General features: G+C 64.4%; 24 protein-coding genes and 1 tRNA gene. 15 read left to right on the top strand and 10 right to left on the bottom strand.

Features of this window, described 5'->3' with window-relative positions; translation table 11 throughout:
* Positions 1 to 219 precede the first annotated feature (219 nt).
* Positions 220 to 378 carry a hypothetical protein gene (locus ACILRA_RS04730; RefSeq protein ID WP_395660940.1) on the bottom strand — a complete coding sequence of 53 codons (159 nt, stop codon included), beginning with the start codon at positions 376 to 378 and terminating at the stop codon, positions 220 to 222.
* Positions 379 to 651: 273 nt separating this feature from the next.
* A tRNA-Gly gene (locus tag ACILRA_RS04725) sits at positions 652 to 726 on the bottom strand.
* Between the two features lie 107 nt (positions 727 to 833).
* Between ACILRA_RS04725 and ACILRA_RS04720 the strand changes: the two genes are divergently transcribed.
* The 5 genes from ACILRA_RS04720 to ACILRA_RS04700 all read left to right on the top strand — a co-directional run bounded on the left by ACILRA_RS04720 (position 834) and on the right by ACILRA_RS04700 (position 3,562).
* Positions 834 to 1,325: a prolyl-tRNA synthetase associated domain-containing protein gene (locus tag ACILRA_RS04720; RefSeq protein ID WP_395660939.1), complete on the top strand. Its 492-nt coding sequence runs from the start codon at positions 834 to 836 to the stop codon at positions 1,323 to 1,325.
* Positions 1,326 to 1,408: 83 nt separating this feature from the next.
* On the top strand, positions 1,409 to 2,335 hold the full coding sequence (gene trxA / locus ACILRA_RS04715) for a thioredoxin (protein WP_395660938.1): 927 nt from the start codon (positions 1,409 to 1,411) through the stop codon (positions 2,333 to 2,335).
* Between the two features lie 15 nt (positions 2,336 to 2,350).
* The gene (locus ACILRA_RS04710) at positions 2,351 to 3,019 is read left to right on the top strand and encodes an LON peptidase substrate-binding domain-containing protein (RefSeq protein WP_395660937.1); all 669 of its coding nucleotides are present in this window, start codon (positions 2,351 to 2,353) and stop codon (positions 3,017 to 3,019) included.
* Between the two features lie 8 nt (positions 3,020 to 3,027).
* Positions 3,028 to 3,213, top strand: a complete 186-nt coding sequence (locus ACILRA_RS04705; RefSeq protein ID WP_395660936.1) for a Trm112 family protein — start codon at positions 3,028 to 3,030, stop codon at positions 3,211 to 3,213.
* The gene (locus ACILRA_RS04700; RefSeq protein ID WP_395660935.1) at positions 3,206 to 3,562 is read left to right on the top strand and encodes a gamma-butyrobetaine hydroxylase-like domain-containing protein; all 357 of its coding nucleotides are present in this window, start codon (positions 3,206 to 3,208) and stop codon (positions 3,560 to 3,562) included. The genes ACILRA_RS04705 and ACILRA_RS04700 overlap by 8 nt, the downstream gene beginning before the upstream one ends.
* Positions 3,563 to 3,618: 56 nt before the next feature.
* Here the strand turns inward: ACILRA_RS04700 and ACILRA_RS04695 are convergent, their stop codons facing one another.
* Positions 3,619 to 4,857 carry an FAD-dependent monooxygenase gene (locus ACILRA_RS04695; RefSeq protein WP_395660934.1) on the bottom strand — a complete coding sequence of 413 codons (1,239 nt, stop codon included), beginning with the start codon at positions 4,855 to 4,857 and terminating at the stop codon, positions 3,619 to 3,621.
* A gap of 224 nt (positions 4,858 to 5,081) precedes the next feature.
* Here ACILRA_RS04695 and ACILRA_RS04690 point away from each other — a divergent pair, with 224 nt between their 5' ends.
* The 5 genes from ACILRA_RS04690 to ACILRA_RS04670 all read left to right on the top strand — a co-directional run bounded on the left by ACILRA_RS04690 (position 5,082) and on the right by ACILRA_RS04670 (position 11,292).
* Complete coding sequence (locus tag ACILRA_RS04690) at positions 5,082 to 5,420, top strand: P-II family nitrogen regulator (RefSeq protein ID WP_395660933.1); 339 nt, start codon at positions 5,082 to 5,084, stop codon at positions 5,418 to 5,420.
* Between the two features lie 24 nt (positions 5,421 to 5,444).
* Positions 5,445 to 6,983, top strand: coding sequence for an ammonium transporter (locus ACILRA_RS04685; RefSeq protein ID WP_395660932.1), 1,539 nt, complete (start codon positions 5,445 to 5,447; stop codon positions 6,981 to 6,983).
* A 148-nt stretch (positions 6,984 to 7,131) separates the two neighbouring features.
* Entirely contained in the window at positions 7,132 to 9,699 is a 2,568-nt protein-coding gene (locus ACILRA_RS04680; RefSeq protein WP_395660931.1) for a DNA translocase FtsK, read from the top strand.
* A gap of 92 nt (positions 9,700 to 9,791) precedes the next feature.
* On the top strand, positions 9,792 to 10,433 hold the full coding sequence (locus ACILRA_RS04675) for an outer membrane lipoprotein carrier protein LolA (protein ID WP_395660930.1): 642 nt from the start codon (positions 9,792 to 9,794) through the stop codon (positions 10,431 to 10,433).
* A gap of 49 nt (positions 10,434 to 10,482) precedes the next feature.
* Positions 10,483 to 11,292, top strand: a complete 810-nt coding sequence (locus ACILRA_RS04670) for an exodeoxyribonuclease III (RefSeq protein ID WP_395660929.1) — start codon at positions 10,483 to 10,485, stop codon at positions 11,290 to 11,292.
* Here the strand turns inward: ACILRA_RS04670 and ACILRA_RS04665 are convergent.
* Both ACILRA_RS04665 and ACILRA_RS04660 read right to left on the bottom strand, forming a co-directional pair.
* The gene (locus tag ACILRA_RS04665; RefSeq protein ID WP_395660928.1) at positions 11,287 to 11,754 is read right to left on the bottom strand and encodes a cyclic nucleotide-binding domain-containing protein; all 468 of its coding nucleotides are present in this window, start codon (positions 11,752 to 11,754) and stop codon (positions 11,287 to 11,289) included. The two genes, ACILRA_RS04670 and ACILRA_RS04665, sit on opposite strands and share 6 nt — an antisense overlap.
* Before the next feature lie 93 nt (positions 11,755 to 11,847).
* The gene (locus tag ACILRA_RS04660; RefSeq protein WP_395660927.1) at positions 11,848 to 12,534 is read right to left on the bottom strand and encodes a response regulator transcription factor; all 687 of its coding nucleotides are present in this window, start codon (positions 12,532 to 12,534) and stop codon (positions 11,848 to 11,850) included.
* A 104-nt stretch (positions 12,535 to 12,638) separates the two neighbouring features.
* Between ACILRA_RS04660 and ACILRA_RS04655 the strand changes: the two genes are divergently transcribed.
* Positions 12,639 to 13,163, top strand: coding sequence for a L,D-transpeptidase (locus ACILRA_RS04655; protein WP_395660926.1), 525 nt, complete (start codon positions 12,639 to 12,641; stop codon positions 13,161 to 13,163).
* A gap of 45 nt (positions 13,164 to 13,208) precedes the next feature.
* Here ACILRA_RS04655 and ACILRA_RS04650 read toward each other — a convergent pair whose 3' ends face one another.
* Positions 13,209 to 13,868: a YggS family pyridoxal phosphate-dependent enzyme gene (locus ACILRA_RS04650; RefSeq protein WP_395660925.1), complete on the bottom strand. Its 660-nt coding sequence runs from the start codon at positions 13,866 to 13,868 to the stop codon at positions 13,209 to 13,211.
* Positions 13,869 to 13,976: 108 nt separating this feature from the next.
* Here ACILRA_RS04650 and leuS point away from each other — a divergent pair, with 108 nt between their 5' ends.
* From leuS to ACILRA_RS04630, 4 genes are all read left to right on the top strand, one after another.
* Positions 13,977 to 16,550, top strand: coding sequence for a leucine--tRNA ligase (leuS, locus tag ACILRA_RS04645; protein ID WP_395660924.1), 2,574 nt, complete (start codon positions 13,977 to 13,979; stop codon positions 16,548 to 16,550).
* Entirely contained in the window at positions 16,550 to 17,050 is a 501-nt protein-coding gene (locus ACILRA_RS04640; RefSeq protein WP_395660923.1) for a hypothetical protein, read from the top strand. The genes leuS and ACILRA_RS04640 overlap by 1 nt, the downstream gene beginning before the upstream one ends.
* A 13-nt stretch (positions 17,051 to 17,063) precedes the next feature.
* Complete coding sequence (gene holA / locus ACILRA_RS04635; RefSeq protein ID WP_395660922.1) at positions 17,064 to 18,101, top strand: DNA polymerase III subunit delta; 1,038 nt, start codon at positions 17,064 to 17,066, stop codon at positions 18,099 to 18,101.
* 72 nt (positions 18,102 to 18,173) lie between these two features.
* Positions 18,174 to 18,653 carry a hypothetical protein gene (locus ACILRA_RS04630; RefSeq protein WP_395660921.1) on the top strand — a complete coding sequence of 160 codons (480 nt, stop codon included), beginning with the start codon at positions 18,174 to 18,176 and terminating at the stop codon, positions 18,651 to 18,653.
* On the opposite strand, the gene ACILRA_RS04625 is transcribed toward ACILRA_RS04630, so the two are convergent.
* The 4 genes from ACILRA_RS04625 to argH form a co-directional block, all read right to left on the bottom strand.
* Positions 18,647 to 21,196 carry a TIGR02302 family protein gene (locus ACILRA_RS04625; protein ID WP_395660920.1) on the bottom strand — a complete coding sequence of 850 codons (2,550 nt, stop codon included), beginning with the start codon at positions 21,194 to 21,196 and terminating at the stop codon, positions 18,647 to 18,649. The two genes, ACILRA_RS04630 and ACILRA_RS04625, sit on opposite strands and share 7 nt — an antisense overlap.
* A gap of 72 nt (positions 21,197 to 21,268) precedes the next feature.
* Positions 21,269 to 22,546 carry a diaminopimelate decarboxylase gene (gene lysA / locus ACILRA_RS04620; protein WP_395660919.1) on the bottom strand — a complete coding sequence of 426 codons (1,278 nt, stop codon included), beginning with the start codon at positions 22,544 to 22,546 and terminating at the stop codon, positions 21,269 to 21,271.
* 3 nt (positions 22,547 to 22,549) lie between these two features.
* On the bottom strand, positions 22,550 to 22,651 hold the full coding sequence (locus ACILRA_RS04615) for a lipoprotein (RefSeq protein WP_395660918.1): 102 nt from the start codon (positions 22,649 to 22,651) through the stop codon (positions 22,550 to 22,552).
* Positions 22,652 to 22,664: 13 nt separating this feature from the next.
* A complete protein-coding gene (gene argH, locus ACILRA_RS04610; RefSeq protein ID WP_395660917.1) occupies positions 22,665 to 24,047 on the bottom strand; it encodes an argininosuccinate lyase in 1,383 nt (460 codons plus the stop codon).
* Positions 24,048 to 24,202 lie beyond the last annotated feature (155 nt).

Genomic DNA, 24,202 nt, shown 5'->3' with positions numbered 1-24,202 from the left:
TCCCGTCCCAGAACATCACCCTGCACCGTAAACTCCACCCAAGACACGTCCTTAACGACGTCGCTATGCACGTGTCTTAAGACATCAAACGGTATTCAGGCAGGCGGTCCCAATCGAGCCGTTACTCAACAACGAAGCGAACGGCTTCTTGAATCTACCGATTGGCTTTCCATCAGGACGAGCGAACTCATAGTCATCGCCACTGGTCCTTGATCTCATCTACTCGTAGATCGTTGCGTGAGTCGTCTCGGTGTTGATCTCTTGCCTGCCCGCTACCCTTGCAAGCGTCTTGTTGAACAGGTCGTTGGCGAAGGAGAAGGTTTCGTGATCGTCCGTGGTCTTGGTGCTGGAACTTTCGTAGCCTTTGCCCTTCGGCACTCAGATCCCACGGAACCACGTCCACTTCTTTTGTCCGCCCGCCGAAAAAGGTAGATCCGGCCGTCCTTAAGGGAACTCTCAAGCTCAGGTTGAGGTTTTCTGATTCGCGGCTGAGCGGCTTCGCTCAAGGGCGGCCACCCCCTCAGGAATTGACCGTGGGAGATGATAAACAGCGGCCAAGCTAAAGGAAATCTGTTTACGCCAAAATTGTCCTAGCACGAAGAGGCCCGCCGAGGGGCTGTTGTCTACGTCAAGACATCGTCTGAGAGAAATTGGAGCGGGCGAGGCGAATCGAACGCCCGACCCTAACCTTGGCAAGGTTATGCTCTACCCCTGAGCTACGCCCGCTTCCATGGCAACCGGCACTCACCGGCGGGTGGAGGCGTTATTGCCTAACTCGCTGGCAAATGCAAGAACAACATCTTCGCAAGCCAACACGGAGCCATTCGCCTTCCATGCCCGCAACTCGTGACGATTTATTCAACCGATTCAAGACTTTGGGTATCGAGGCCACGACGAGGAACCATCCGCCCGTCTACACGGTGGATGAGGCGCAGGCGCTCAGGGGCGAGATCCCGGGCGGACATTGCAAGAACCTGTTCCTGAAAGACGACAAGGGCAATATCTGGCTGATCGTCTGTCTGGAGGAGGCGAACATCGACTTGAAGGCAGCGCCAGCCAAGATCGGTTCCCGCCGTCTCTCCTTCGGCAAGCCAGAGCTGCTGCGGGAGGTCCTGGGGGTGGAACCGGGTTCCGTCACACCCTTCGGTCTGATCAACGACACAGCGCAACGCGTCAATGTTGTGCTCGATGCCCAGATGATGGCACATGAGTTCCTCAACTATCATCCGCTTGAAAACACGGCCACGACAACGATCCGCTCGGCCGATCTCGTTACCTTCATCCGCTCCTGCGGGCATGAGCCGAAGATCGTGGCGGTGGCCTGACGGCGCCACGTTTGACCTGTGACATTGAAAGACCACGCCGTTTGCGCCATCTAGGTGGCTGATAAGAGTTTGAGGATGGTTCCATGAGCATGATTATTGGCGGGCAAACCCCGGGCAACGCGGCCGCGAACACGGCGGGCGACGCCGTCAAGGACTCGAACACCCAGAACTTCATGCGGGATGTGATCGAAGCGTCGCGTCAGGTTCCGGTCATCGTGGATTTCTGGGCCCCGTGGTGCGGCCCCTGCAAGCAGCTGGGCCCGGCGCTTGAGAAGGTCGTTCGCCAGTCCAACGGCAAGGTCCGCATGGTGAAGATCAACGTGGACGAGAACCAGCAGCTCGCCCAGCAGATGCGCGTCCAGTCGATCCCGGCGGTCTATGCCTTCGTCAACGGCCAGCCGGTCGATGGCTTCATGGGCGCGTTGCCCGAAAGCCAGATCAAGCAGTTCGTGGACCGGCTCGGCGGCCAGGGTGGCATGGCTGAAGAGATCGAGGCCGCCGTGGCAGAAGGCCGCGCCGCCTTTGACCAGCAGGACTATGCGACAGCCGCACAGATCTTCGCCCAGGTGCTGCAGGTTGACCGGGAGAACGTAGGCGCTATTGCAGGCCTCGTGCGCTGCCAGATCGCGGCGGGCGACCTTGAGAATGCCCAGGCGACCTTTGCGCTTGTGCCGCCCGCCAAGGCGGCCGACCCTGAGGTGCTGAGCGCCAAAGCCGCCCTCGACATGGCGTTGAACCCCGTTGACGTGTCGGAGATCGGAACGCTGAGGGCCGCGATCGAGAAGAACCCGGACGATTTCCAGGCAAGGCTCGATCTCGCTGTTCTGCTCAATGGCGCGGGCGAGCGGGGGCAGGCAACCGACCAGCTGATCCATGTCATCCGCAAGATGCGCAGCTGGAACGACGAAGCAGCGCGAAAGCAGCTGGTGAAGTTCTTCGAGGCCTGGGGCCCGAAGGACGAGTACACCCTTGCCGGCCGCCGCAAGCTGTCATCCGTTCTTTTTTCCTGAAAAAGCGAGGCAAAGATGGGTTTCTTCGACCGCTACCGGACGCCTGCCGACCTGCCCCAGAGGATCCCCGTGTTTCCTTTGTCAGGCGCCCTGCTGCTGCCGCGGGCAGAGCTGCCGCTCAACATCTTCGAGCCGCGCTACCTTGCCATGGTGGACCATGCGCTCTCGACTGACAGGCTGATCGGCATCATCCAGCCTGCCGCAGGGCGGGAGTCGGAAGACGTGCCCCCGCTCATGAATGTGGGCTGTGTGGGGCGCATCGTGTCCTATGCGGAAACGCCTGAAGGGCGCATGCTCATCACGCTCGCCGGCGTCTGCCGGTTCCAGGTCGCCCAGGAGCTTGATGTCATCTCGCCCTACCGGCAAGTCAGCGCCAACTATCACCCCTTCGCCATTGACCTTGCCTCCGAAGGGGGCGCCAGCGAGGTAAACCGGCCAGCCCTTCTGAAGGCCTTCCGCGACTATCTGTCCGCCAACAACATGAAGGCCAACTGGAGCGAAGTCGACCACGCGCCGACCGACATTCTGGTCAATACGCTATCCCTGCTTGCCCCCTATGACCCGCAGGAAAAGCAGGCGCTGCTTGAGGCCCCCGATCTCAAGACCAGGGCCGACGTGCTCGTGGCCCTGACCGAAGTGGCGCTGAGCAAGATGGGCAGCGGCGGCAAGCCGCGGCTGCAGTAGGTAACTTCATGACGGACGTCCGCACCGACCCGCGCCTGCTTGAGCTTCTCGTCTGTCCCCTGACCAAGACGCGGCTGCAATATGATGCCGCCCGCCAGGAGCTGATCTCGAAGGCCGCGGGCCTTGCCTACCCGATCCGCGATGGCATCCCCATCATGCTGGCCGAAGAGGCGCGCGAGATCGGCCGTGAGTGAGCCTTGGCCGGTGGAGTTGAAGCTGGCTGACGGCGGCCGCCGCCTGCAGGTCACCTTCGATACCGGTGAAACACTGGCGCTTGACGCCGAGTACTTGCGCGTCGAGAGCCCGAGCGCCGAAGTGAAGGGCCATGGGCCGGGGCAGGAGCAGCTCGTCTGGGGCAAGTGCAACGTGAGGATCAGGACGCTGGAGCCGGTCGGCAGCTATGCCGTGCGCATCATCTTCGATGATGGCCACAGCACCGGGCTCTACACCTGGCCCTATCTCCTGAAGCTGGGACGCGGACATCAGGAGATTTGGCAGGCCTATCTCGAAAAGCTGGAGCAGGCAGGCCTCGTGCGAGGCTAGCGTGTTCCGGCCAGGTGGAATCACCTGGCCGAAGAGAAAGCGCGCCGGATCATGCGCTAGACTCTCTCACCGCGCAGCAGGCGTGGCAGGTCGCCCGATATGCCCGCCGCTTCCGTCACGAAGACTGACTTCAGGCCTCCCAGCCGGTTCACCGCCATCAGTCCGGCGCGGCGCAGGAGGGTCAGCATCGGGTTGGTGTTGGCGAAAAGGCGATTCATGCCGTCCATCGCAGCGGCCGTGGCGACGGTATCGAAACGGCGCCACTGCGTGTAGCGGTCGAGCACGCTTTCGCTGCCGATGTCCAGCCCAAGTGCGCTGGCGTCGTGGATGCAATCGGCGAGGGCGGCGACATCGCGAAGGCCCAGGTTGAAGCCGAGGCCTGCCAGCGGATGCAGCACATGGGCTGAATCGCCCACGAGCGCCAGGCGCGGGCCGGAGAAGGTCTCTGCCACAAACAGCGATAGCGGATAGCCATGGCGCCCCGAGATCACCTTCACTTCGCCGAGATGCGTGCCGAACCGCAGCTTCAGCTCCTCCTCGAAGGCATCCGGGGGAAGGGCGAGCATGCGTTCCGCGGTCTCCTTGCGTTCCGACCACACGAGTGACGAGCGGTTGCCGGGCAGCGGCAGTATGGCAAACGGGCCCGACGGCGTGAAATGCTCCTCCGCCCGGCCGTGATGCGGCCGTTCATGCTCCACCGTGGCGACGAGGCCCATCTGGTCATAAGGCCAGCCAACGAGACGAATGCCCGCTGCCTCGCGGGCGGGCGAGTTGCGCCCGTCGGCCGCCACGATGAGGGGCGCCCGCAGCACCGTGCCGTCCGCGAGGGTCACGGCGGCAAGTCCGGGCCCGAAGTGATAGCGCTCCACCGGCTGGCCCACCTGGAAACGGATGTGGGGTGAGTGCTGTGCCTCGGCCAGCAGGGCGGCATGGAGATGGCGGTTCTCGATCATGTGAGAGGAGGGCCCCCCTCTCATGTCCTCGGGGCCGAACTGCAGCAGCACGGGCCGCGCTGCGCCAGGTGTTGCGCTGTCGGTGACGATGATGTCCGCCATCGCCTCGGCCTCGTGCGCCACCAGCTGCCACACCCCCAGCGCCTCGAACATGCGGCGCGCCGCGGCGGTGATCGCGGAGGCTCGGCCATCGATGCTGTTCTTGGCAAAACTTGCGGGGTCCCTAAGGTCCACGACGGTGACGTTCAGCGGGCGCTTCGTGTGGCGGCCGCCAAGGGCCAGGGCCGCCGCCAATCCGTTGAGGGCGGCGCCAATGACGATGATGTCCTGAGGCTGTGTCATGGGATCCTTTTCGCGCCGTTCGGGGTTGGGAAACAGGCGGTGTGGCGTCGCGGATTGAATGTCTAAAAAACAATCAGCGTACAATAAATGAGCGAATATTAGGCAACATCATGTCGCTCACTGCCTGTAACTGCAAGAATTCTCTATATATTTCAATAATTTACCAGATCAGACGATTTGGCACGGTTCTTGTTTTGCATCTCATACAACCGAAGAGGTCAGGGATGAAATTTATCGTAGCAGTCATCAAGCCGTTCAAGCTCGAAGAGGTCCGGGAGGCGCTTGGCGCGATCGGCGTACAGGGCATCACCGTAACGGAAGTCAAGGGACATGGCCGCCAGCGCGGCCATACCGAGTTCTATCGCGGTGCAGAATACACCGTGAGCTTCGTGCCCAAGATCAAGCTCGAACTCGCCGTGGACGAACAGATCGCCGACAAGGTGATCGAAGCCATTCAGCTCGCAGGCCAGACCGGCCAGATCGGCGACGGAAAGATTTTCGTCCTGCCGCTCGAGCAGGCCGTGCGCATCCGCACCGGCGAAACCGGCGCAGTTGCGCTCTAACCTATGGTCAAGAAGGGAAATATCATGAGTCTTTCCACCTTAATGCAGCGAGCGGCCCTGACCGTTCCTGCGGTCCTTGCCGCCGCCGTGCTGCTTGCAACCGCGGCCGAGGCCGCTGCAACGGTCAACAAGGGCGACACCACCTGGATGCTCACCGCAACCTCCTTTGTGGTGCTGATGACCATTCCGGGCCTCGCGCTGTTCTATGGCGGCCTTGTCCGTTCCAAGAACGTGCTGTCGGTCCTCATGCAGGTCACCATCATCTTCTCGATCATCTCGATCCTGTGGGTGATCTACGGCTACTCGCTCGCCTTCACCGGCAACCCGAGTGCGGCACTCAACCCGTTCATCGGCAGTTTCTCGAAGCTGTTCCTTGCAGGTGTCACCCCGGCCTCGGAAATCGGCACCTTCTCCAAGGAAACCAACATCCCGGAACTGGCCTTCGTCGTGTTCCAGATGACCTTCGCCTGCATCACGCCGGCCCTCATCGTCGGCGCCTTCGCCGAGCGCATGAAGTTCTCGGCCGTCCTGCTGTTCATGGTGCTGTGGTTCACCTTCGCCTATCTGCCCATGGCGCACATGGTATGGTTCTGGGCGGGTCCCGATGCCTACACGCTCTCCGCCGACAATCTCGCCCTGGTTTCCTCAATCGTCGGTGAGGAAAAGGCCCAGCAGCTCATCGCAGCTCTGACCGCCGCCACAACGGAAGACGCCAAGGCTGCAGTCCTCGGGGAGTATGCAGCGTTGGTGAATGCCACCAATGGCTATCTGTTCCAGCTTGGCGCCATCGACTTCGCCGGCGGCACTGTGGTGCACATCAACGCCGGCGTCGCGGGTCTCGTCTGCGCCATTGTGCTCGGCAAGCGCGCCGGCCTCGGCAAGGACCTGATGGCGCCCCACAACCTCACCTTCGTGCTCACCGGCACAGGCCTTCTGCTCTTCGGCTGGTTCGGCTTCAATGCCGGCTCCAATCTCGAATCGAACGGTCTGACAGCGCTGGTGATCCTCAACACGATCGTCGCGGCGGGTGCGGCAGCCCTCGCCTGGGTCGCCGGTGAATGGATGTTCCGCGGACACCCCAGCCTGCTTGGTGCAGCCTCGGGCCTGGTGGCGGGTCTTGTCGCGATCACGCCTGCCTGCGGCTGGGTGGGTCCCGGCGGCGCGATCGTCATCGGCCTTCTCGCGGGCATCATCTGCCTCTGGGCGGTGATCTCGCTGAAGAACAAGCTGGGCTATGACGACTCGCTCGATGTGTTCGGCATCCACGGCATCGGCGGCATCGTCGGCGCCATCTTGACCGGCATCTTCGTCAACCCGGCTTTGGGCGGCATCGGCGTGACGGACTATCTCGCGGCGGACAATTCCGTGGGTGCGGTCCCCTACTCCTTCAGCGCGCAGATGTATGCCCAGGTCATGGCCGTGATCATCGCGGTGGTCTGGACCGCCATCGTGTCCTTCGTTGCCCTGATGATCTGCAAGGCCACCGTTGGCCTGCGCGTCAAGGAGCAGGAAGAGCGCGAAGGCCTTGACCTCGCCGACCACGGCGAACGCGCCTACAACTGAGCCGGAGACCGGCTTCACATCATCAGCCGGCGGGGCATTGCCCCGCCGGTTGTCATTTGCGCGTCTAAACCCGGCCTTAACCACGCGCCCGCCAGAATGGCCTTAACCATTTGTTATGCCGGCCGAGCTTCGCCGGCGGAGGCCCTCCATGGCGTATGAACCGACCTATGAAACCGACGACAGTGCCGTTCCCGCGGCCCTCAGGCTCTTCTTCATGCGCCGCCTGTCAGAGTTTGCGGGGGTCATGCTGTTCCTGGTGCTGATGGCGGTGGGCCTGTCCCTCGCTTCCTGGTCCGTCGACGATCCCTCGCTCAACCACGCGCTGGACAGTGCGGCCCGCAACTGGCTTGGTTACCCCGGCGCCGTGATCGCCGACGAATTGATGCAGTTCTTCGGTCTCGGCGTCATCGTCCTTCTTGCCATTCCCGCCCGCTGGGCGGTCGCCCTTCTCGCCCATGAAGGTATTTCGCGTCCCTTCACCCGGCTGCTCGCCTGGCTCGGCTCGGCCCTTGCCGCCAGCGCTATCTTGTCAGCGGTCGCAACACCCTCCGGCTGGTCGCTGGTTGCCGGCATGGGCGGCAATGCAGGTGACGTGTTTCTGAACCTTCTGATGATGATCCTGGGCTTCGCGGTCTCGGCATCGGCTGCCAAGCTGATAGCCGGGCTTCTCATGTCCGGTGCCTTCCTCTTCCTCGGCTTTCGTGCGCTTGGCGTCACGGGTGCCGAGGCGGTGGACAAGGCAGCCGCCGCACCCGGCCATGGCCGCAGGTTCGCCCGGATGATGTTCGGCGGGGTGAAGGCCGCCGGCGCCTATGCCGCTGACCTCTGGTCGCGCTGGCGTGAATTGCGCCGGGCCGAGGCCCAGCTTGATCAGGATGGCGGCGAGGATGACATCATCCGCCGCCTTGCTCCCCAGCCCCATGGCCAGCCGCGGCGTGGCGGCGGCGAGCCTCCGGCTGCCCGCATCGAGCCCGTGCTCTCCCCTGGCCTCCGGCGCGCCGCGCCGCCCGTCGCCGAGGTGCCGGATGAAGAGCCCGAACAAGGCGAACCGGAAACCGGCGATGCCGTGGAACATGATGAGGAAGACGAGGCCGCGGAAGCGCCTGCCCCGCGTGTGTCGCGCAGCAACAAGCCCGTGAAGCAGGGCAGGCGGCTTCGCAAGGACATGCAGCCCGGCTTCCCGTTCGCTGCGGCGGAAGATTACGAGATGCCGCCCCTCACCCTGCTGGCAGAGCCCAAGCGCATCGGCAAGCCCGCGGAACTCTCGGACGAGGCCCTGGAACAGAATGCCCGCATGCTCGAGGGCGTCCTCGATGATTTCGGCGTGAAGGGCCAGATCCTGAAGGTGCGGCCAGGCCCCGTGGTGACGCTCTACGAACTTGAACCCGCGCCCGGCATCAAGTCCTCCCGCGTCATCAGCCTCGCTGATGACATCGCGCGCTCGATGAGCGCCATCTCGGCCCGCGTCGCTGTGGTGCAAGGCCGCAACGCCATCGGCATCGAGCTGCCGAACGCCAAGCGCGAGACCGTTTTCCTGCGTGAGATGCTGGGTTCGGAAGCCTTCGAGAAGTCGAGCCTCAACCTGGCGATCGCGCTGGGCAAGAACATCGGCGGCGAGCCGGTCTTCGCCGATCTCGCGCGCATGCCGCATCTGCTCATCGCCGGCACAACGGGCTCGGGCAAGTCGGTCGGCATCAACACCATGATCCTGTCGCTCGTCTACCGGCTGCCGCCGGAGCGCTGCAAGTTGATCATGATCGATCCGAAGATGCTGGAATTGTCGGTCTACGAGGGAATTCCGCATCTGCTTGCCCCCGTCGTCACCGATCCGCGCAAGGCCGTCGTCGCGCTGAAATGGGCCGTGCGCGAGATGGAGGAGCGCTACCGGAAGATGTCGAAGGTCGGTGTTCGCAACATCGACGGCTACAACGCGCGCATGAAGCAGGCTGCCACCAGGGGCGAGCAGATCTCCCGCACCATCCAGACGGGCTTCGATCCGGAAACGGGCGAGCCCGTGTTCGAGAAGGAGAGCATGGATCTGGCGGCGATGCCCTACATCGTCGTCATCATCGACGAGATGGCGGATCTCATGATGGTCGCCGGCAAGGACATCGAAGGCGCTGTCCAGCGCCTCGCCCAGATGGCGCGCGCGGCCGGCATCCATGTCGTGATGGCGACGCAGCGGCCGTCGGTCGACGTCATCACCGGCACCATCAAGGCCAACTTCCCCACGCGCATCTCCTTTCAGGTCACATCCAAGATCGACAGCCGGACGATCCTTGGCGAGCAGGGTGCCGAACAGCTGCTCGGCCAGGGCGACATGCTCTACATGGCGGGCGGCGGCCGCATCTCGCGTCTCCATGCCCCCTTCGTCTCGGACGACGAGGTGGAAAAGATCGTGAGCCATCTCAAGGCGCAAGGGACGCCCGAATATGTGGAGGCCGTCACCGAGGAACCGGAGGATGGCGAATACGGCGAGCCCGGCGCTATGGGCGGCGAGGGTGGAGCCTCGGGCGATGATCTCTACGACCAGGCGGTTTCCGTGGTGCTGCGCGACAAGAAGGTCTCCACCTCCTATGTTCAGCGCCGCCTGCAGATCGGTTACAACAAGGCCGCCAGCCTCATTGAGCGGATGGAGAAGGAGGGGCTGATATCGCCCGCCAACGCCACGGGAAAGCGGGAAATCCTGGTCCCAGGCGACAGCGCGAGGGTCTGAAGCCCTTTGCCTCAAAATCGGCTCGTTCTTGCGGATAACGCTCCCATCACCTACAAGGCCAGGGCCTAAGCCCCGATTCCGGAAAGATCAGGATGACCAGCTACCACCCGTTCTCACGCCGTGCCTTCCTGGGACTTGCGCTTGCAGCCCTCGCCTTTTTGCCTTCCGCTCCGGCCGTCGCCCTGTCGCTCAGTCCTGAGCAGGAGCAGGCCATCAACGGCATCTCCGACTATCTGAACAGCTTCACGACCATGCAGGGCGAGTTCACGCAGATTAGCCCCAAGGGCAATTTGTCGCGCGGCGTGTTCTATATCTCGAAGCCGGGCAAGATGCGCTTCGAATATGCCCCGCCCAACCCATTCCTCATCGTGTCGGACGGCAAGTGGCTGACCGTCAAGAACGTCAAGAAGGAGAAGGGCGACCAGTTTCCCCTGTCACAGACACCGCTGCGTCTGGTGCTGTCCAATAAGGTCGACATCCTGAACGACACGAAGATCCTGGACTTCCAGGAACAGGACGGGATCCTGACCGTCACCCTCGAAGACAAGAAGAATACGCTGGGCTCGGGCCAGCTCAGCCTCGTCTTCGACCAGACCCGCCAGGCGCTTCAGCAGTGGGTTGTGATCGACGGCAAGGGCCGCCGCACCACCGTCACCCTCGAGAATGCCGTCGCGGGCGTCGATGCGGACCCCAAGCTCTTCGTGGTCAAGATCAATCGCAAGTCCAAGGACTGACGCTGAGCGCCCTTGCCAGACCGGACAGCCGGAGGCTATGGCTCGCGCCATGAGCCTTTCGGTCGTTACCTGGAACATCAATTCTGTCCGTCTCAGGATCGGGCTGGTCACCAAGCTTCTCGAGCACTGGCAGCCTGACGTGCTGTGCCTGCAGGAGACGAAATGTCCCCAGGGTCAGTGTCCCTCAGGCGCCTTCCGCGCCATGGGCTATGAGCACATCGCCGAATTCGGCCAGAAGGGCTATCACGGCGTTGCCATCGTCTCGAAGCGGCCATTCCTCGCGCAGTCGACGAAGCCCTTCTGCGGCAAGGATGATTGCCGCCACATCTCGGTCACGCTGGCCTCGAAGAAGAAGCCCGTCACCATCCATAACCTCTATGTGCCAGCGGGCGGCGATGAGCCTGACCCTGCGATCAACGACAAGTTCGCCCACAAGCTCCAGTTCATTCACGAACTCGACGAGTGGTTCGGCAATGACTGCGTTCCCGGTGGCCATGAGGCGATCGTGGTGGGCGATCTCAACATCGCGCCGCTGGAGCACGATGTGTGGTCCCACAAGGACCTGCTGAAGGTGGTCAGCCACACGCCCATTGAGACGCAAGGCCTGCTCCGCATCCAGAAGACCGGCGGCTGGGTCGATCTCATGCGGCAGCATGTGCCGCCGGAGCAGAAACTCTATACCTGGTGGAGCTACCGCGCGCGCGACTGGGAACTGAGCAACCGCGGCCGCCGCCTCGACCATATCTGGTCCACGCCGGGTCTGGCGCCGCACTGCCGCGACATCGAGGTCCTGAAGGCGGCCCGGGGCTGGGAACAGCCGTCCGACCACGTGCCGGTCATCGCCCGGTTTGCCCTATAGGCTCCGGAAGGAGCGCGCCTTCTGCAACAGCTGGCGCACCTGGTCCAGGTCCTGCACCGAAGTCTCCAGCTTCCGCGCCAGCTTGCGCATCACCGCCGCTCCGAATTCGGGAAATTCCTGCGCCACGCGCAAAAAAAGCTCGCGGTCGATGCGTGCCGTCGAAACGGTCTCCGCGGCCATCGCGGTGATTGAGCAGGAACTGCCGCCGATCATCGCCACCTCGCCCAGAAGTGCGCCCGGCCCCGCCTCGCCGATGGGTCCCGCTTCCGCGGTCGATATCTCCACCCGGCCGTTGAGGATGAGATAGGCGGCCTTGCCCGCCTCCCCCTGCACCAGAAGCGTGCTGCCGGGCTCGAAGCTCTCACGCGCGGCGGAGAAGGCTAACAGCTGCAAATGGGCGGGCTCGCACTCCGAAAAGATCGGAATGTTCCGGATCGTCTCCACGTCGGCCCGCACGCTCATTCAGCGCGGCCCCAAAGCCCAGCAGTCGTCCGCTCCATGCGGCCCCCAAATCACCTGAATGTCCTTATCACGGGTTGCGGGGGACCACAAAGCTCACGGAACGAGTTTGTAGCCACCACCCTCGGTCACCAGAATTTCCGCATGCGAGGGGTCCCGCTCGATTTTCTGGCGCAGCCGGTAGACATGGGTCTCGAGCGTGTGGGTGCTCACCCCGGCATTGTATCCCCAGACGTCCTGCAGCAGCACGTCCCGGCTGACGATCTGCTCGCCCGAGCGCAGCAGGAACTTGATGATTGCCGTCTCCTTTTCGGTAAGGCGCACCTTGCGGTTGTCGTCCCGCACCAGCATCTTGGCGGATGGCTTGAAGGTGTAGGGACCGACCTTGAACACCGCGTCCTCGCTGTGTTCATGCTGGCGCAGATGCGCCCGGATGCGCGCCAGCAGCACGGCAAAGCGGAACGGCTTGGTCACATAGTCATTCGCGCCCGAGTCGAGACCGAGAATGGTATCGGATTCGGAGGACTGGCCCGTCAGCATGATGACCGGCCCCTTGTAGCCGCCGCGCCGCATCACCTTGCAGGCCTCGCGCCCGTCCATGTCCGGCAGATTCACGTCGAGGAGCACCAGGTCCGCATGCTCCGCCTTGACCAGCTTGATGCCGGCGGCGGCCGTTGCCGCCTCGGTCACGGAGAATTCGTCATGCAGCGAAAACTGCTCCTTCAGCGCGTCGCGCAGCAGGTCGTCGTCGTCAACGATGATGATCTTCTTGGTGCCGCTCAACGCAACCGCTCCTGCCCGAAGCCCTTGAAATTCCTTGCCCCGCCTGTCCGTCATGTTAGGCTGATAACGGCTCTTTTCAAGATCAATCCGCAACACCCGGCTGCATGACCAAGCGGTTCCCCGTTCTCCGCGTCCTGACCCTCAGCCCCCGCTCCACCAGGGGGGTGCTGGCGATGGGGGGCCTTCGTTTTGCCTGCTCGGTCGGCCGGTCCGGCATGTCCGCCCGCAAGCGCGAGGGAGACGGGACCAGTCCCAGAGGCAGCTGGAAGCTGACGCGGCTGTTCTACCGCGCTGACCGGCTGGCGCCTCCGCGCTCGGGCCTCCGGCCAGAGGCCCTGAAGGCCGATCAGGGCTGGTGCGAGACGGTGGGTGACCGCAACTACAACCGGCCGGTCCGGATCCCCTATGCCACTGCGCATGAGACCATGTGCCGGGCCGACCATCTCTATGACATCGTGATCGCGACCTCGCACAATGATCGCCCCCGGGTTCAGGGTCACGGCAGTGCGGTGTTCTTCCACCTCCGCCGCCCAGATGGCGGGCCGACAGCCGGCTGCGTCGCCGTCTCCCTGCGGGACATGCGGATCATCCTGCAGCATGTTGGCCCCAACACGCGGATCAGGATCTAGCATGATCTTCTCGCAAAAGTGGGCTCCACTTTTGCGGATCATGCTCTAATCGCGTGAACCGAAGAGGGCGGAGCCAACCCGCACATATGTGGCGCCGCAGGCCACTGCCTGCGCGTAGTCGCCGCTCATGCCCATGGACAGCTGCGAAAGCCCGTTGCGTGATGCAATTTCCGCCAGCAGGGCGAAATGCGGCCTCGGGTCTTCTTCGGCTGGGGGAATGCACATCAGCCCGGCGATCTCGAGACCATGCGTGTCCCGGCATTCCGTCAGGAAGCTGTCGGCCTCGCCGGGGTCGATCCCGGCCTTCTGCGGTTCGCGCCCGGTGTTCACCTGCACGAAAAGCTTCAGCGTTTTCGCCTGCCTGCGCATTTCCTTGCCGATCGCGTCGGCGATCTTCGGCCGGTCCACCGTGTGGATGGCGTCGAAAAGCTGCACCGCCTCCGCCGCCTTGTTGGACTGCAGGGGGCCGATCAGGTGGAGTTCGATGTCCGGCCAGCGCATTCTGAGGGCGGGCCACTTGGCCTTGGCCTCCTGCACCCGGTTCTCGCCGAACACCCGCTGCCCGGCCTCGATGACGGGCACGATCTCCGGCGCCTCGAAGGTCTTGGAGACGGCGATCAGGGTCACCGCCTCCGGCGCCCGTCCAGCCGCCTGGGCCGCCACGGCAACGCCGCCCAGAACCTTCTTCAGACCTTCGTGGACCATCCGCCAAACTCCTTTTGCGACGCTGGTTTAGGCCGAGCTTGCAGGCTATTTCAAGGACTGGTACCAGCACCGGCCAGACACTTCCCCGTTTCGACAGGACCCGCCGCCTTGAGCACCGAACGTTACAATCCGCGCGAAGCCGAGCCGCGCTGGCAGAAGCACTGGACCGAGAACAAGAGCTTCGAGGCCACGGAGGATGCCACCCGCCCGAAGTACTACGTGCTCGAGATGTTTCCCTACCCGTCCGGCCGCATCCACATGGGCCATGTGCGCAACTATACGATGGGCGACGTCATCGCGCGGTTCCGCCGGGCGCTGGGCTACAATGTGCTCCATCCCATGGGCTGGGACGCCTTCGGCATGCCCGCCGAAAATGCCGCCATCGACCGGGGCGTTCACCCCAAGTCCTGGACCTATGAGAACATCGCCACCATGAAGCGCCAGCTCCAGTCCATGGGACTGGCGCTCGACTGGAGCCGGGAGATCGCCACCTGCGATCCCTCCTACTACCGCCATGAACAGGCGATGTTCATCGATTTCATGAAGGCCGGCCTCGTCGAGCGCAAGGTCTCCATGGTGAACTGGGACCCGGTCGACCACACCGTGCTTGCCAACGAGCAGGTGATCGACGGCCGTGGCTGGCGCTCGGGAGCACTGGTCGAGAAGCGCGAGCTCGCGCAGTGGTTCCTCAAGATCACCGCCTATTCGGACGAGCTTCTTTCCGCCCTCGACGGCCTCACCAAGTGGCCGGAGAAGGTCCGGCTGATGCAGAAGAACTGGATCGGCCGTTCCGAAGGCATGCGGTTCTCCTTCGCATTGGAGGACGAGAGCGGCAAGGCGCTGGACGAGCGCCTCACAGTCTACACCACGCGCCATGACACGATTTTCGGCGCCAGCTTCTGCGCCATCTCAGCCGATCATGATCTTGCGAAGCGCCTGTCGGAGAAGGATCAGGGCCTTGCCGCCTTCCGCCGCGAAGTCGCCGCCCTCGGCACGTCCGAGGAGACCATCGAGCGTGCGGAAAAGAAGGGCCATGCGCTGGGGCTCTATGCCCGCCACCCCTTCCGTCCGGGCGTCAGGCTTCCTGTCTATGCTGCCAATTTCGTGCTCATGGGCTATGGCGAAGGCGCCATCTTCGGCTGCCCTGCGCATGACCAGCGCGACCTTGACTTCGCGCGGAAATACGCGCTGCCCGTCCTCCCTGTCGTGGCGCCAAAAGGCACGGATGCCAAGTCGTTTGAAGTCGGGCTGGAAGCCTTCGTCGAGAAGGAAGGCGACAACACCGTCCTCATCAACTCGGATTTTCTCGATGGCATGAGCGTGCCGGATGCGAAGCAGGAGATTGCTGCCCGCATGGAGAAGATGGGCATCGGCGAGCGCAAGGTGAACTTCCGCCTGCGCGACTGGGGCGTCTCGCGCCAGCGCTACTGGGGCTGCCCCATTCCGGTGATCCACTGCGCCGCCTGTGGCATCGTCCCGGTGCCGAAGGCGCAGCTCCCGGTAACCCTGCCTGAGGACGTCACCTTCGACAAGCCGGGCAATCCGCTCGAGCACCACCCCGCGTGGAAGCACGTCGGCTGTCCGGCCTGCGGCAAGCCCGCGCGCCGCGAGACGGATACCTTCGATACCTTCATCGATTCGTCCTGGTACTACGCCCGCTTCTGCTCGCCCCATGCGGACGAGCCGGTGGACAAGGCGGCGGCGAAATACTGGATGGGCGTCGACCAGTACATCGGCGGCGTCGAGCATGCGATCCTTCATCTGCTCTATTCGCGCTTCTATGCCCGCGCCATGACCGCGACGGGTCATCTTGACATTAAGGAACCCTTCGAGAGCCTGTTCACGCAGGGCATGGTGATCCATGAAACCTTCCGGACCCTGAACGGCGACTGGGTGTTCCCCGCCGATGCCGTGAACCAGGACGGCAAGTGGGTCCATGCCAAGACCGGCGAGCCGCTTGAAATCGGCGGCGTCGAGAAGATGTCGAAGTCGAAGAAGAACGTGGTCGACCCCGACGACATCATCGCCCGCTACGGGGCTGATACGGCGCGCTGGTTCATGCTCTCAGACACCCCGCCTGAGCGTGACATCGAGTGGACGGAAGCCGGGGCCGAGGGCGCCTGGCGCTTCACCCAGCGCATCTGGCGGCTCGTTGGCGATGCGGGCAGCTATGCCGGTGGTGGCGATGCGGCGGCCTCGCTCGAAATCCGCCGGGCCGCGCACAAGGCGCTTCACGCCGTCACCGATGATCTCTCCTCGCTCCGCTTCAACCGCGCCATCGCCCGCATCTATGAACTGGCCAATGCGCTGGGCGCCGGTCTTGCTGCCGGAAAGGCTGATCTGGCCGCGGTCGGGGAAGCAGCCGAATTCCTCGTCCTGATGTCGGCCCCGATGATGCCGCATCTCGCAGAGGAGTGCTGGCAGGCGATGAGGCGTCCGGGCCACGTCGTCAATACGCCCTGGCCCAAGGCCGATCCGGCGCTCGTCGCGGACGACCAGGTGACGATCGCCGTGCAGGTCAACGGCAAGCGCCGCGACGAGATCACCATTGCCCGGGACCTCGATGCCGGGCAGATCGAAGCCCTTGTTCTGTCGCTTGAATCCGTGGCGAGGGCGCTGGAGGGCCGGGCCGTGAAGAAAGTGATTGTGGTGCCCGGCCGGATCGCCAATATTGTCGGCTGATGCGCAAGGCTCCCGCCATTCTCCTTGTCGCAGCGGCATTGCTTCTTGCCGGCTGTGGCTATCGCCCGCTTTACGGCTCCTCGTCGGACACGGCGGGTGTTGCCGCGACACTGTCTTCGATCAGCATTCCCGAGGCGGAAGACCGGGTTGGCCAGCTCATCCGCAATGATCTGCTCTCGTCCATGAGGGCCGGTGAGGGAGAGGACAAATACACCCTCCTCCTCAAGCCCGTCGTGAGGAAGAGCGGCGTCATCGACAAGCCACAGCCGAGCGTCACCCGGGATCAGATCACGCTTGCCGTCAGCTATGAGCTGGTTGAACGGTCGAGCGGCAGCGTCGTGCATCAGGGCAAGACCTTTTCCAATGCGAGCTTCGACGTGATCCGCCAGCCCTTTGCCGACCTTCAGGCAGAGACCAACGCCACCGAGCGCGCCGTGCATGAGGTGAGCACAGATATCCGCACCAGGCTTGCCGCCTATTTCGCCACGCGGCAACCATAGCCGGGGCATCACCATGACGGCCATCAGGCCGGCCGGTCTCGACTCCTTCCTCCGCAAGCCCGACCCCGCCATCGGCGCATTGCTGATCTACGGCGATGAACCCGATGCCGTGCGCGAGCTGGCAAGCCGCGCGGTGAAGAAAATCGCGGGCTCGCTCGATGATCCCTTCAGCGTGACAGCACTTCTCGAGCAGGATCTCGCCTCCGATCCGGCGCGGCTGGCCGACGAGGTGCAGTCGATCTCAATGTTCGGCGGCCAGAAGGCGATCTGGGTCAAGGGGGCGGGGGAGGCCTTCCTCAAGGCCGTTCTGCCCGTGCTGGAAGGAAAGGCCAGCGGCAATCTCGTGGTGGCTGAGGCGCCCGCGCTGGCCAAGTCCTCCCAGCTGCGCGCCATGTTCGAGAAGAGCCCGCATGCGCTGGTCGTGCCCCTTTATGAAGCGGAACCTGGCGAAATCGCGCAGCTCGTCGAGCAGCTCCTCGCCAGTGATGGCCTGCGCATCGGGCCCGATGCGTTAGCCCGCTTCATGGCGCTTTCCGGAACATCGCGCGGGCTGGTGCGGCGCGAGGCGGAAAAGCTCGCGCTCTACTGTCTCGGCAATGAACGCGTGAGCCTCGAGGACGTGGAGGCCGTGTGCGGCAACGACACAGGCGCTACGGCGGATGAACTCGCCGACAGCGTGTTCGGGGGCCATGTGGAGGAGGCAGACCGCCTGTTCCATGATCTTGTGCGCGCCGGCCAAGACCCGGGCCGGCTGCTCGGCGCCGCGCACCAGCAGGCGCTCAGGCTGCAGGACTTCCGCATTGCCATCGACCGTGGCGCCCGCGCTGAGCAGGTCGTCAAGCAGGCGCGCCCTCCGGTGTTCTTTAAGCGTCAGGGCGCCGTTCAGGCCCAGCTCCGCCACTGGAGCCTTGCGGATCTCGTCACCGCCGGCACGACGCTCAACGCCAATGTGCTGGCCGCGCGCAGCAATGCCGTCCTCGCCGAGGCGATTGCCGGCCGGTGCCTCCTGTCGCTCGCACGCAAGGCCAGGTCGCTGGGCCAGGATCGTTAGCAAATCGTTACCGCCGTAGGCCTGGCACAAGCTCCCGCGGCCAGTGTCCTCCCGGTGAGACCCGCCCGCCACATGCCTGAGAGAATCGCCGATACGCTGGCCTATGTGCTTTCGGTGGCGCTGGCTGCCGCCGTCATCGCCTTCGCGGCCTACAAGGTGATCAAGCTGAACGGCATGGAAAACCCGCCCGCCAACATGGGCCTCAACTTCCCGCCGCCGAAGCGCAAGGTCATCATCGACCAGACGGTTGCCGCCGATCCCATCGTCACGCGGACGCTCACCCCCGTGCTTTCCTCACCGGCCAGGGCTGCGGCGCCTGCAGCGGGCACTGCCGTAGCGGATCCCATCCAGTCCTATGAGCTTCTGGCCGTGGTCGACGGTGTCGCCTTCCTGGAGATCGACGTGGCCCGCGGCAAGACGCTGCTTCCGGTCTCGGTCGGCACGGTGCTGCCGGGCGGGCTCCGCATCGAGGCGATCGAGCAGCGTGATGGCCGCTGGGTTCTGGTTGCGGGCCCGGTGCGGCTGGAAAAGACGGAACGTCCCGTTCAGTAAAGCCCGCGCAGAAGCCGGTCGATATAGTCCTTCTCGATCCGCGGCAGGCCCTGCTCGCCCGCCCGCGAGCGCAGCATCTCGAGAATCTCGCGTGCCCGCTGGATGGCGAGTTCGGAGGGCAGCATGTCGCGCTCAGGCCCGTAATCCTCGCCGCGGTTCGGCATGGGCCGGCCCAGCGGGTCACGGTCGTCGCCTCGCGCCTCGCCGGTGCGGCCCTGGCTGCCCTGCTGGCCCTGGCCCTGCTGCATCATCTGGCGCGCCAGTCCCTGTGCGCCCTCGCGCAGCTTCGAGAGCGCGTCGCCCTGGTTGCCCAGCGCCTGGTCGCGCTCACCCTCGCGGAGCGAGCCCTCGGCACCCTGCATGCTGCGGCCCGCCTCGCCGAAGGAGCGTGGCGCCTGCATACCGTTCTGGCCCAGCTGCTCCATCAGATCCTGCAGCATCTGGCTCAGGCCCTGCTGCCGGTCGCCAAGGCTGCCCATGCCCTGCTGGCCTTGCTCTCCTTGCTGGCCCTGCTGCTGTTCCTCACCCATGCCCTCCTGTGGCATGCGCTGCGTGTCGTCCATCAGCTTCTGCTGCTGGCGCATCAGTTCCGACAGCTTGTCCAGCATCTCGCTCAAGGGCCCGTCCTGCATCTGGCCTTGCTGCGGCATGCCGGGCTGCAGGTTGCGCAGGATGTTCTCAAGCTCGGAAAGCATCTGCTCGGCGGCCTCATTGGCGCCGCTCTGGGCGAGCTTCTCGATCATGTCCAGCATCTTCTGCAGGTCCTGCGGGCTCACCATGCGGCCCGGCTGCATCTGCTGCTGGTTCTGGTCCATCTGGCCCTGGGCCATCCGCTTCTGCGCTTCCTCCATGAGGGACTGCATGTAGCGGTCCAGCGCCTCGCGCAGCTTCTGGGTCAGTTCGGCGATGCGCTCGGGGCTGGCGCCGTCGCGCAGTGCGCGCTCGAGTTCCTTGCGGGCCGCCTCGAGCTCTGCCTTGGCATCACCGGAGACGCCGTCCTCGACGTCGACGGCGATCTGCCAGAGCATGCGGATCACGCTGTCGATGCCGGGCTGGTCTTCCGCCGCCCTGAGGCGTGACAATGTGGCGGCAATCGCGATGTGGGTGCCGCTGCGCTCGATCAGGCCGTCCGGATAGGCGAGAATGGCATCCAGCATCTCCGCCACCCCGCCTGCCTCGTCAGGGGCGGTGATGAGGTGGCGGCGCTGCTCGATCAGCGCCCGCGCGAGGGGCTTGGTGAACAGGCGCTCGGGCAGGCGGAACACGCGCGCTTCGCTCTGCGTCATATTGCCGGCCGCATCGCGCGCACTGAGCGTCATCTCCACCATGAAGCCGGCCCAGGGGTGCTCGGCCACGTCGGCCTTGCTCTCGCCCTGCTCTTCGCGCGGGGAGGCCGCGCGCAGGCTCACGGGCAGCTTGGGCGGCTCGAATTCGAAGATCCCGGCATTGCTGAAGCCCTCGCCCTCGTCCTGTTCGTCCGCGAGGTAGATGTCGGCGGTGATGCCGGCGACACCATAATCGTCAGCCGTCTTCCACCTGGCTGTCATCGTGCCAGAGGAATCACCCGCCGGGTCTTCCGTGATCTCGATCGTGGGCGGCGCATCGGGGATGAGGGAAATCCGCCAGCTCGCCAGTTCCTTGCCGTCATCCGTCACCTTCACGATGGCGGGGCGCGCCATGGGGATTTCCGCCTGGAACAGCCCCTCTGCCGTCTTCACCTGCGGCGTGAAGCCGGGAACAGGTGGCGGGCTTGCAGCCGCGGACAGCTCATGGAAGGACAGCACCGGCGCCTTTGCCCCGGTGATGCGCAGCGACAGCACGGACTTGTCAGGAACCGTGATCTCGGGATCGGTCCTGAGCCGCTCCGTCATGGCGGGGCTGGTCAGCAGGACCGGCGGCCTCCCGGTATAAGCGGGAGGCTTCAGCCAGGCGTCCATCACCATCTGCACCCCGGGTGCGGGCGCGGAGAAGTTCAGGCTGTCGGCCAGGTTGCTGCGTGTGTCGCCGGGTCCCAGCAGCACGGCGGCCACCAGGGCCAGTGCCACGGGCAGCCGGAAGGCCCGCGGGTCGATGTCGCGCCAGGCAGATTGCGGCATACCCGCCTTGAGCCCGCCCAGGCCCTTCAGCTGCCTGAGCCGGTGCTCCTCCCAGATCGCCTGCTGGACGGGGTCGGAGGAGCCCTCCGCAAGCCTGTCCTCATGGGACGAGACCGGCCGGTGGGGAAGGCCGGTCTTCTCCTCCACGCGCCGCATGGCGTCATGGCGGCTGGGCCAGCGGATCCGCGCAAGATCGCGGAGCGACCACAGGAAGGCGGCCGCCAGAATGGCCAGCACGGCAAGCCGCGGCCAGGTGGAAAGAAGCGGCAGCAGGCCGCCGATCACGAGCGCCGCAGCACCCCCGAGGATCACCAGCGGCCAGTGCAGTGCAGACCATAGCCGTTCAAAACTGATGGCCAGATAGGCCTGTGAAATCTTCCGCGAGATCCGGGCTTGCGGCTGCTCCGGGCGGTTCACGTGGTCGGTCTGGTCTGTCGGGCTCGGCATGATGGCATCATGCTAGCACAGAAGCGGGCCAAATTATGCTGGCCCGCCGATCACATTCCCGAAATCGAAGGCTCAGGCCTTCGCCCTTTCCTGCCAGGAGGCAAGCTTGTCCATGCCGATCAGTTCCTCATAGCTCTGGCGCGGGCGCACCAGCGCCCACTTGCCGTCCTTGACCAGCACTTCGGCGATGAGCGGCCGCGTGTTGTAGGTACAAGCCTGGACGGCGCCGTAAGCCCCCGCCGTCATCGTGGCGATCAGGTCGCCCTGTTCGAGCCGGGGCAGCCGCCGCCCCTTGGCGAGATAGTCGCCCGATTCGCAGACTGGGCCGACGACATCAGCCAGCATGGTCTCCTGCGAGGAAGGTTCCGCCACCGGAATGATCTCGTGATAGGCGTCATAGAGCGTGGGCCGGATCAGGTCGTTCATCGCCGCGTCCTGGATCACGAAGTGCTTCTCCGTGCCGTCCTTCACGTAGACGACGCGGGAGACCATCACGCCCGCGTTACCGACGATCATGCGCCCTGGCTCCAGCACGAAGGTCACGTTGAGGTGGCCGAGCGTGCGCTTCACCATGGCGGCATATTCATCCGGATGCGGAGGAACGTCGTTGGTGCCGCGGTATGGCACGCCCAGCCCGCCGCCGAGGTCGAGGTGGCGAATATTGTGCCCGTCCTTGCGCAGTTCCTCCGTGAGCTCCGCCATCAGCCGGAACGCCTTCTCGAAGGGTTCGAGCTCGGTGATCTGGCTGCCGATGTGCATGTCGATGCCTGCAGCGTTGATCGCGGGAAGCTCCGCCGCGCGGGCATAGACCGCCCGTGCACGCTTGTAGGAGATGCCGAACTTGTCTTCCGCCTTGCCCGTCGAGATCTTGTGGTGGGTCTTGGCGTCGACGTCCGGATTGACGCGGATCGATACGGTGGCGCGCTGGCCCACACGCCGGGCCACCTCGGACAGCAGTTCGAGTTCCGGTTCCGACTCGACGTTGAAGCAGGCAATGCCCTCCTTCAGCGCCAGCGACATTTCCCGCGCCGTCTTGCCGACGCCCGAAAACACGATCTTGCGTGCAGGAACGCCCGCCGCCAGAGCCCGGCGGAGCTCACCTTCCGAGACGACGTCCATGCCGGCGCCGAGTTCCGCCATGGTGCGGATCACGGCCTGGTTGGAATTGGCTTTCATGGCATAGCAGATCATGTGATCGGTGCCGGCGAAGGCATCGTGCATGACCCGGTAGTGCCGCTCCAGCGTGGCGCTGGAATAGCAGTAGAAAGGCGTGCCGATCTCCTCGGCCAGCGTCTCCAGGCTCACGTCCTCGGCGTGGAGCACGCCGCCGCGATAGGAAAAATGATGCATGTGCTATTCCGCCTGCATGTTCGCCGGTGGCGGCTCGGGATCGCCGCGCACGCCGCAGGCGGCGAGGCTCAGGCTGAGGGTGAGAAGAACGAGAAGTGTTTTCATGTCTTGTATCCTATCAGGCTTTCAGCAGCTTGAGCCAGCGCCTTGCCTCGCGCTTGACGTTGCGCGGCGCCGTGCCGCCGAAACTCGTGCGTGAGGCAACCGAACTCTCGACGGTGAGCACCATGTAGACCTCGCGGGTGATGCGCGGCTCCACCGTGCGCATGGCGTCCAGCGTCAGCTCCGGCAGGTCGACGCCGGTCCGTTCCGCCAGCGCCACGAGGCTGCCCGTCACATGGTGCGCCTCGCGGAAGGGCATCTTCAGCGTCCGGACGAGCCAGTCGGCAAGGTCGGTCGCGGTGGAGAAGCCAGCCGCCGCCGCCTTTCTCATCTCCTCCGCATTGGGAACCATGTCCCGCACCATGCCGGTGGTTGCGGCAATCGCCAGCGACATGTTGTCGAACGCGTCGAAGGCGGGCTCCTTGTCTTCCTGCATGTCCTTGGAATAGGTGAGCGGCAGTCCCTTCATCACGGTCAGCAGCGAGATCAGCGCCCCGATGATGCGCCCGGGCTTGGCGCGCACCAGTTCCGCCGCATCCGGGTTCCGCTTCTGCGGCATGATGGAGGAGCCGGTGGTGAACCTGTCGGAGAGCGTCACGAAGCGGAACTGGCTCGTCGACCAGATCACGATCTCCTCCGCCAGCCGCGAAAGATGCATGGAACAGATGGCACAGGCCGAGAGGGTTTCCAGCACGAAGTCGCGGTCGGCCACGGTGTCGAGTGAATTGCGCGTGGGGCGGTCGAAGCCCAGGGCAGCCGCCGTCATGTGCCGGTCGATCGGGAAGCTGGTTCCGGCGAGTGCTGCGGCTCCCAGCGGGTTCTCGTTCATGCGGCGTCTCGCATCGGCAAGGCGCGCACGGTCGCGTGCCAGCATCTCCACATAGGCCAGCATGTGGTGGCCGAAGGTCACGGGCTGGGCCACCTGCAGGTGGGTGAAGCCCGGCATCACGGTGGCCGCATGCACCTCCGCCTTCTCGGCAAGCGCGCGCTGCAGGGCTTTCAACTGGCCGTCGAGGTGGTCCGCCGTTTCACGCACATAGAGCCGGAAGTCGAGCGCCACCTGGTCGTTGCGTGATCGCGCGGTGTGCAGCCTGCCCGCCGCCGGGCCGATCAGGTCCTTGAGGCGCGATTCGACATTGAGGTGAATGTCCTCCAGCGCTCGCGAGAAGGTGAACGTGCCCGCCTCGATCTCAGCTTGCACCTGGTCCAGCCCCTTCCTAATTTCGAGCGCATCGGACTTCGGGATGATGCCCTGTTTCGCCAGCATCGCGGCATGCGCCTTGGAGCCCGCGATGTCCTGGGCGAACAGGCGCTTGTCGAAGCCGATCGAGGCGTTGATCTCTTCCATGATCGCGTCTGGCCCCGCCTGGAAACGCCCGCCCCACATCTTGTTGGTCATCGAAATTCCTTCATTGCCCCGGAAAAGCACCACCCATGAGCACTGAGAAGAAAAAGCATCCCGGGCCCCTGACGCAGATCGCGGCGGGCTTCGTCATTCTCGCAGCGATCACGGGCTATTACTTGTTCCAGGCCGATCCACGCAAGGCCGGACCT

It is taken from the genome of Aestuariivirga sp. (assembly GCF_044239095.1).
In the GTDB taxonomy this organism is placed as follows: domain Bacteria; phylum Pseudomonadota; class Alphaproteobacteria; order Rhizobiales; family Aestuariivirgaceae; genus Aestuariivirga.
This window is presented reverse-complemented; position numbering and strand designations above follow the sequence as displayed.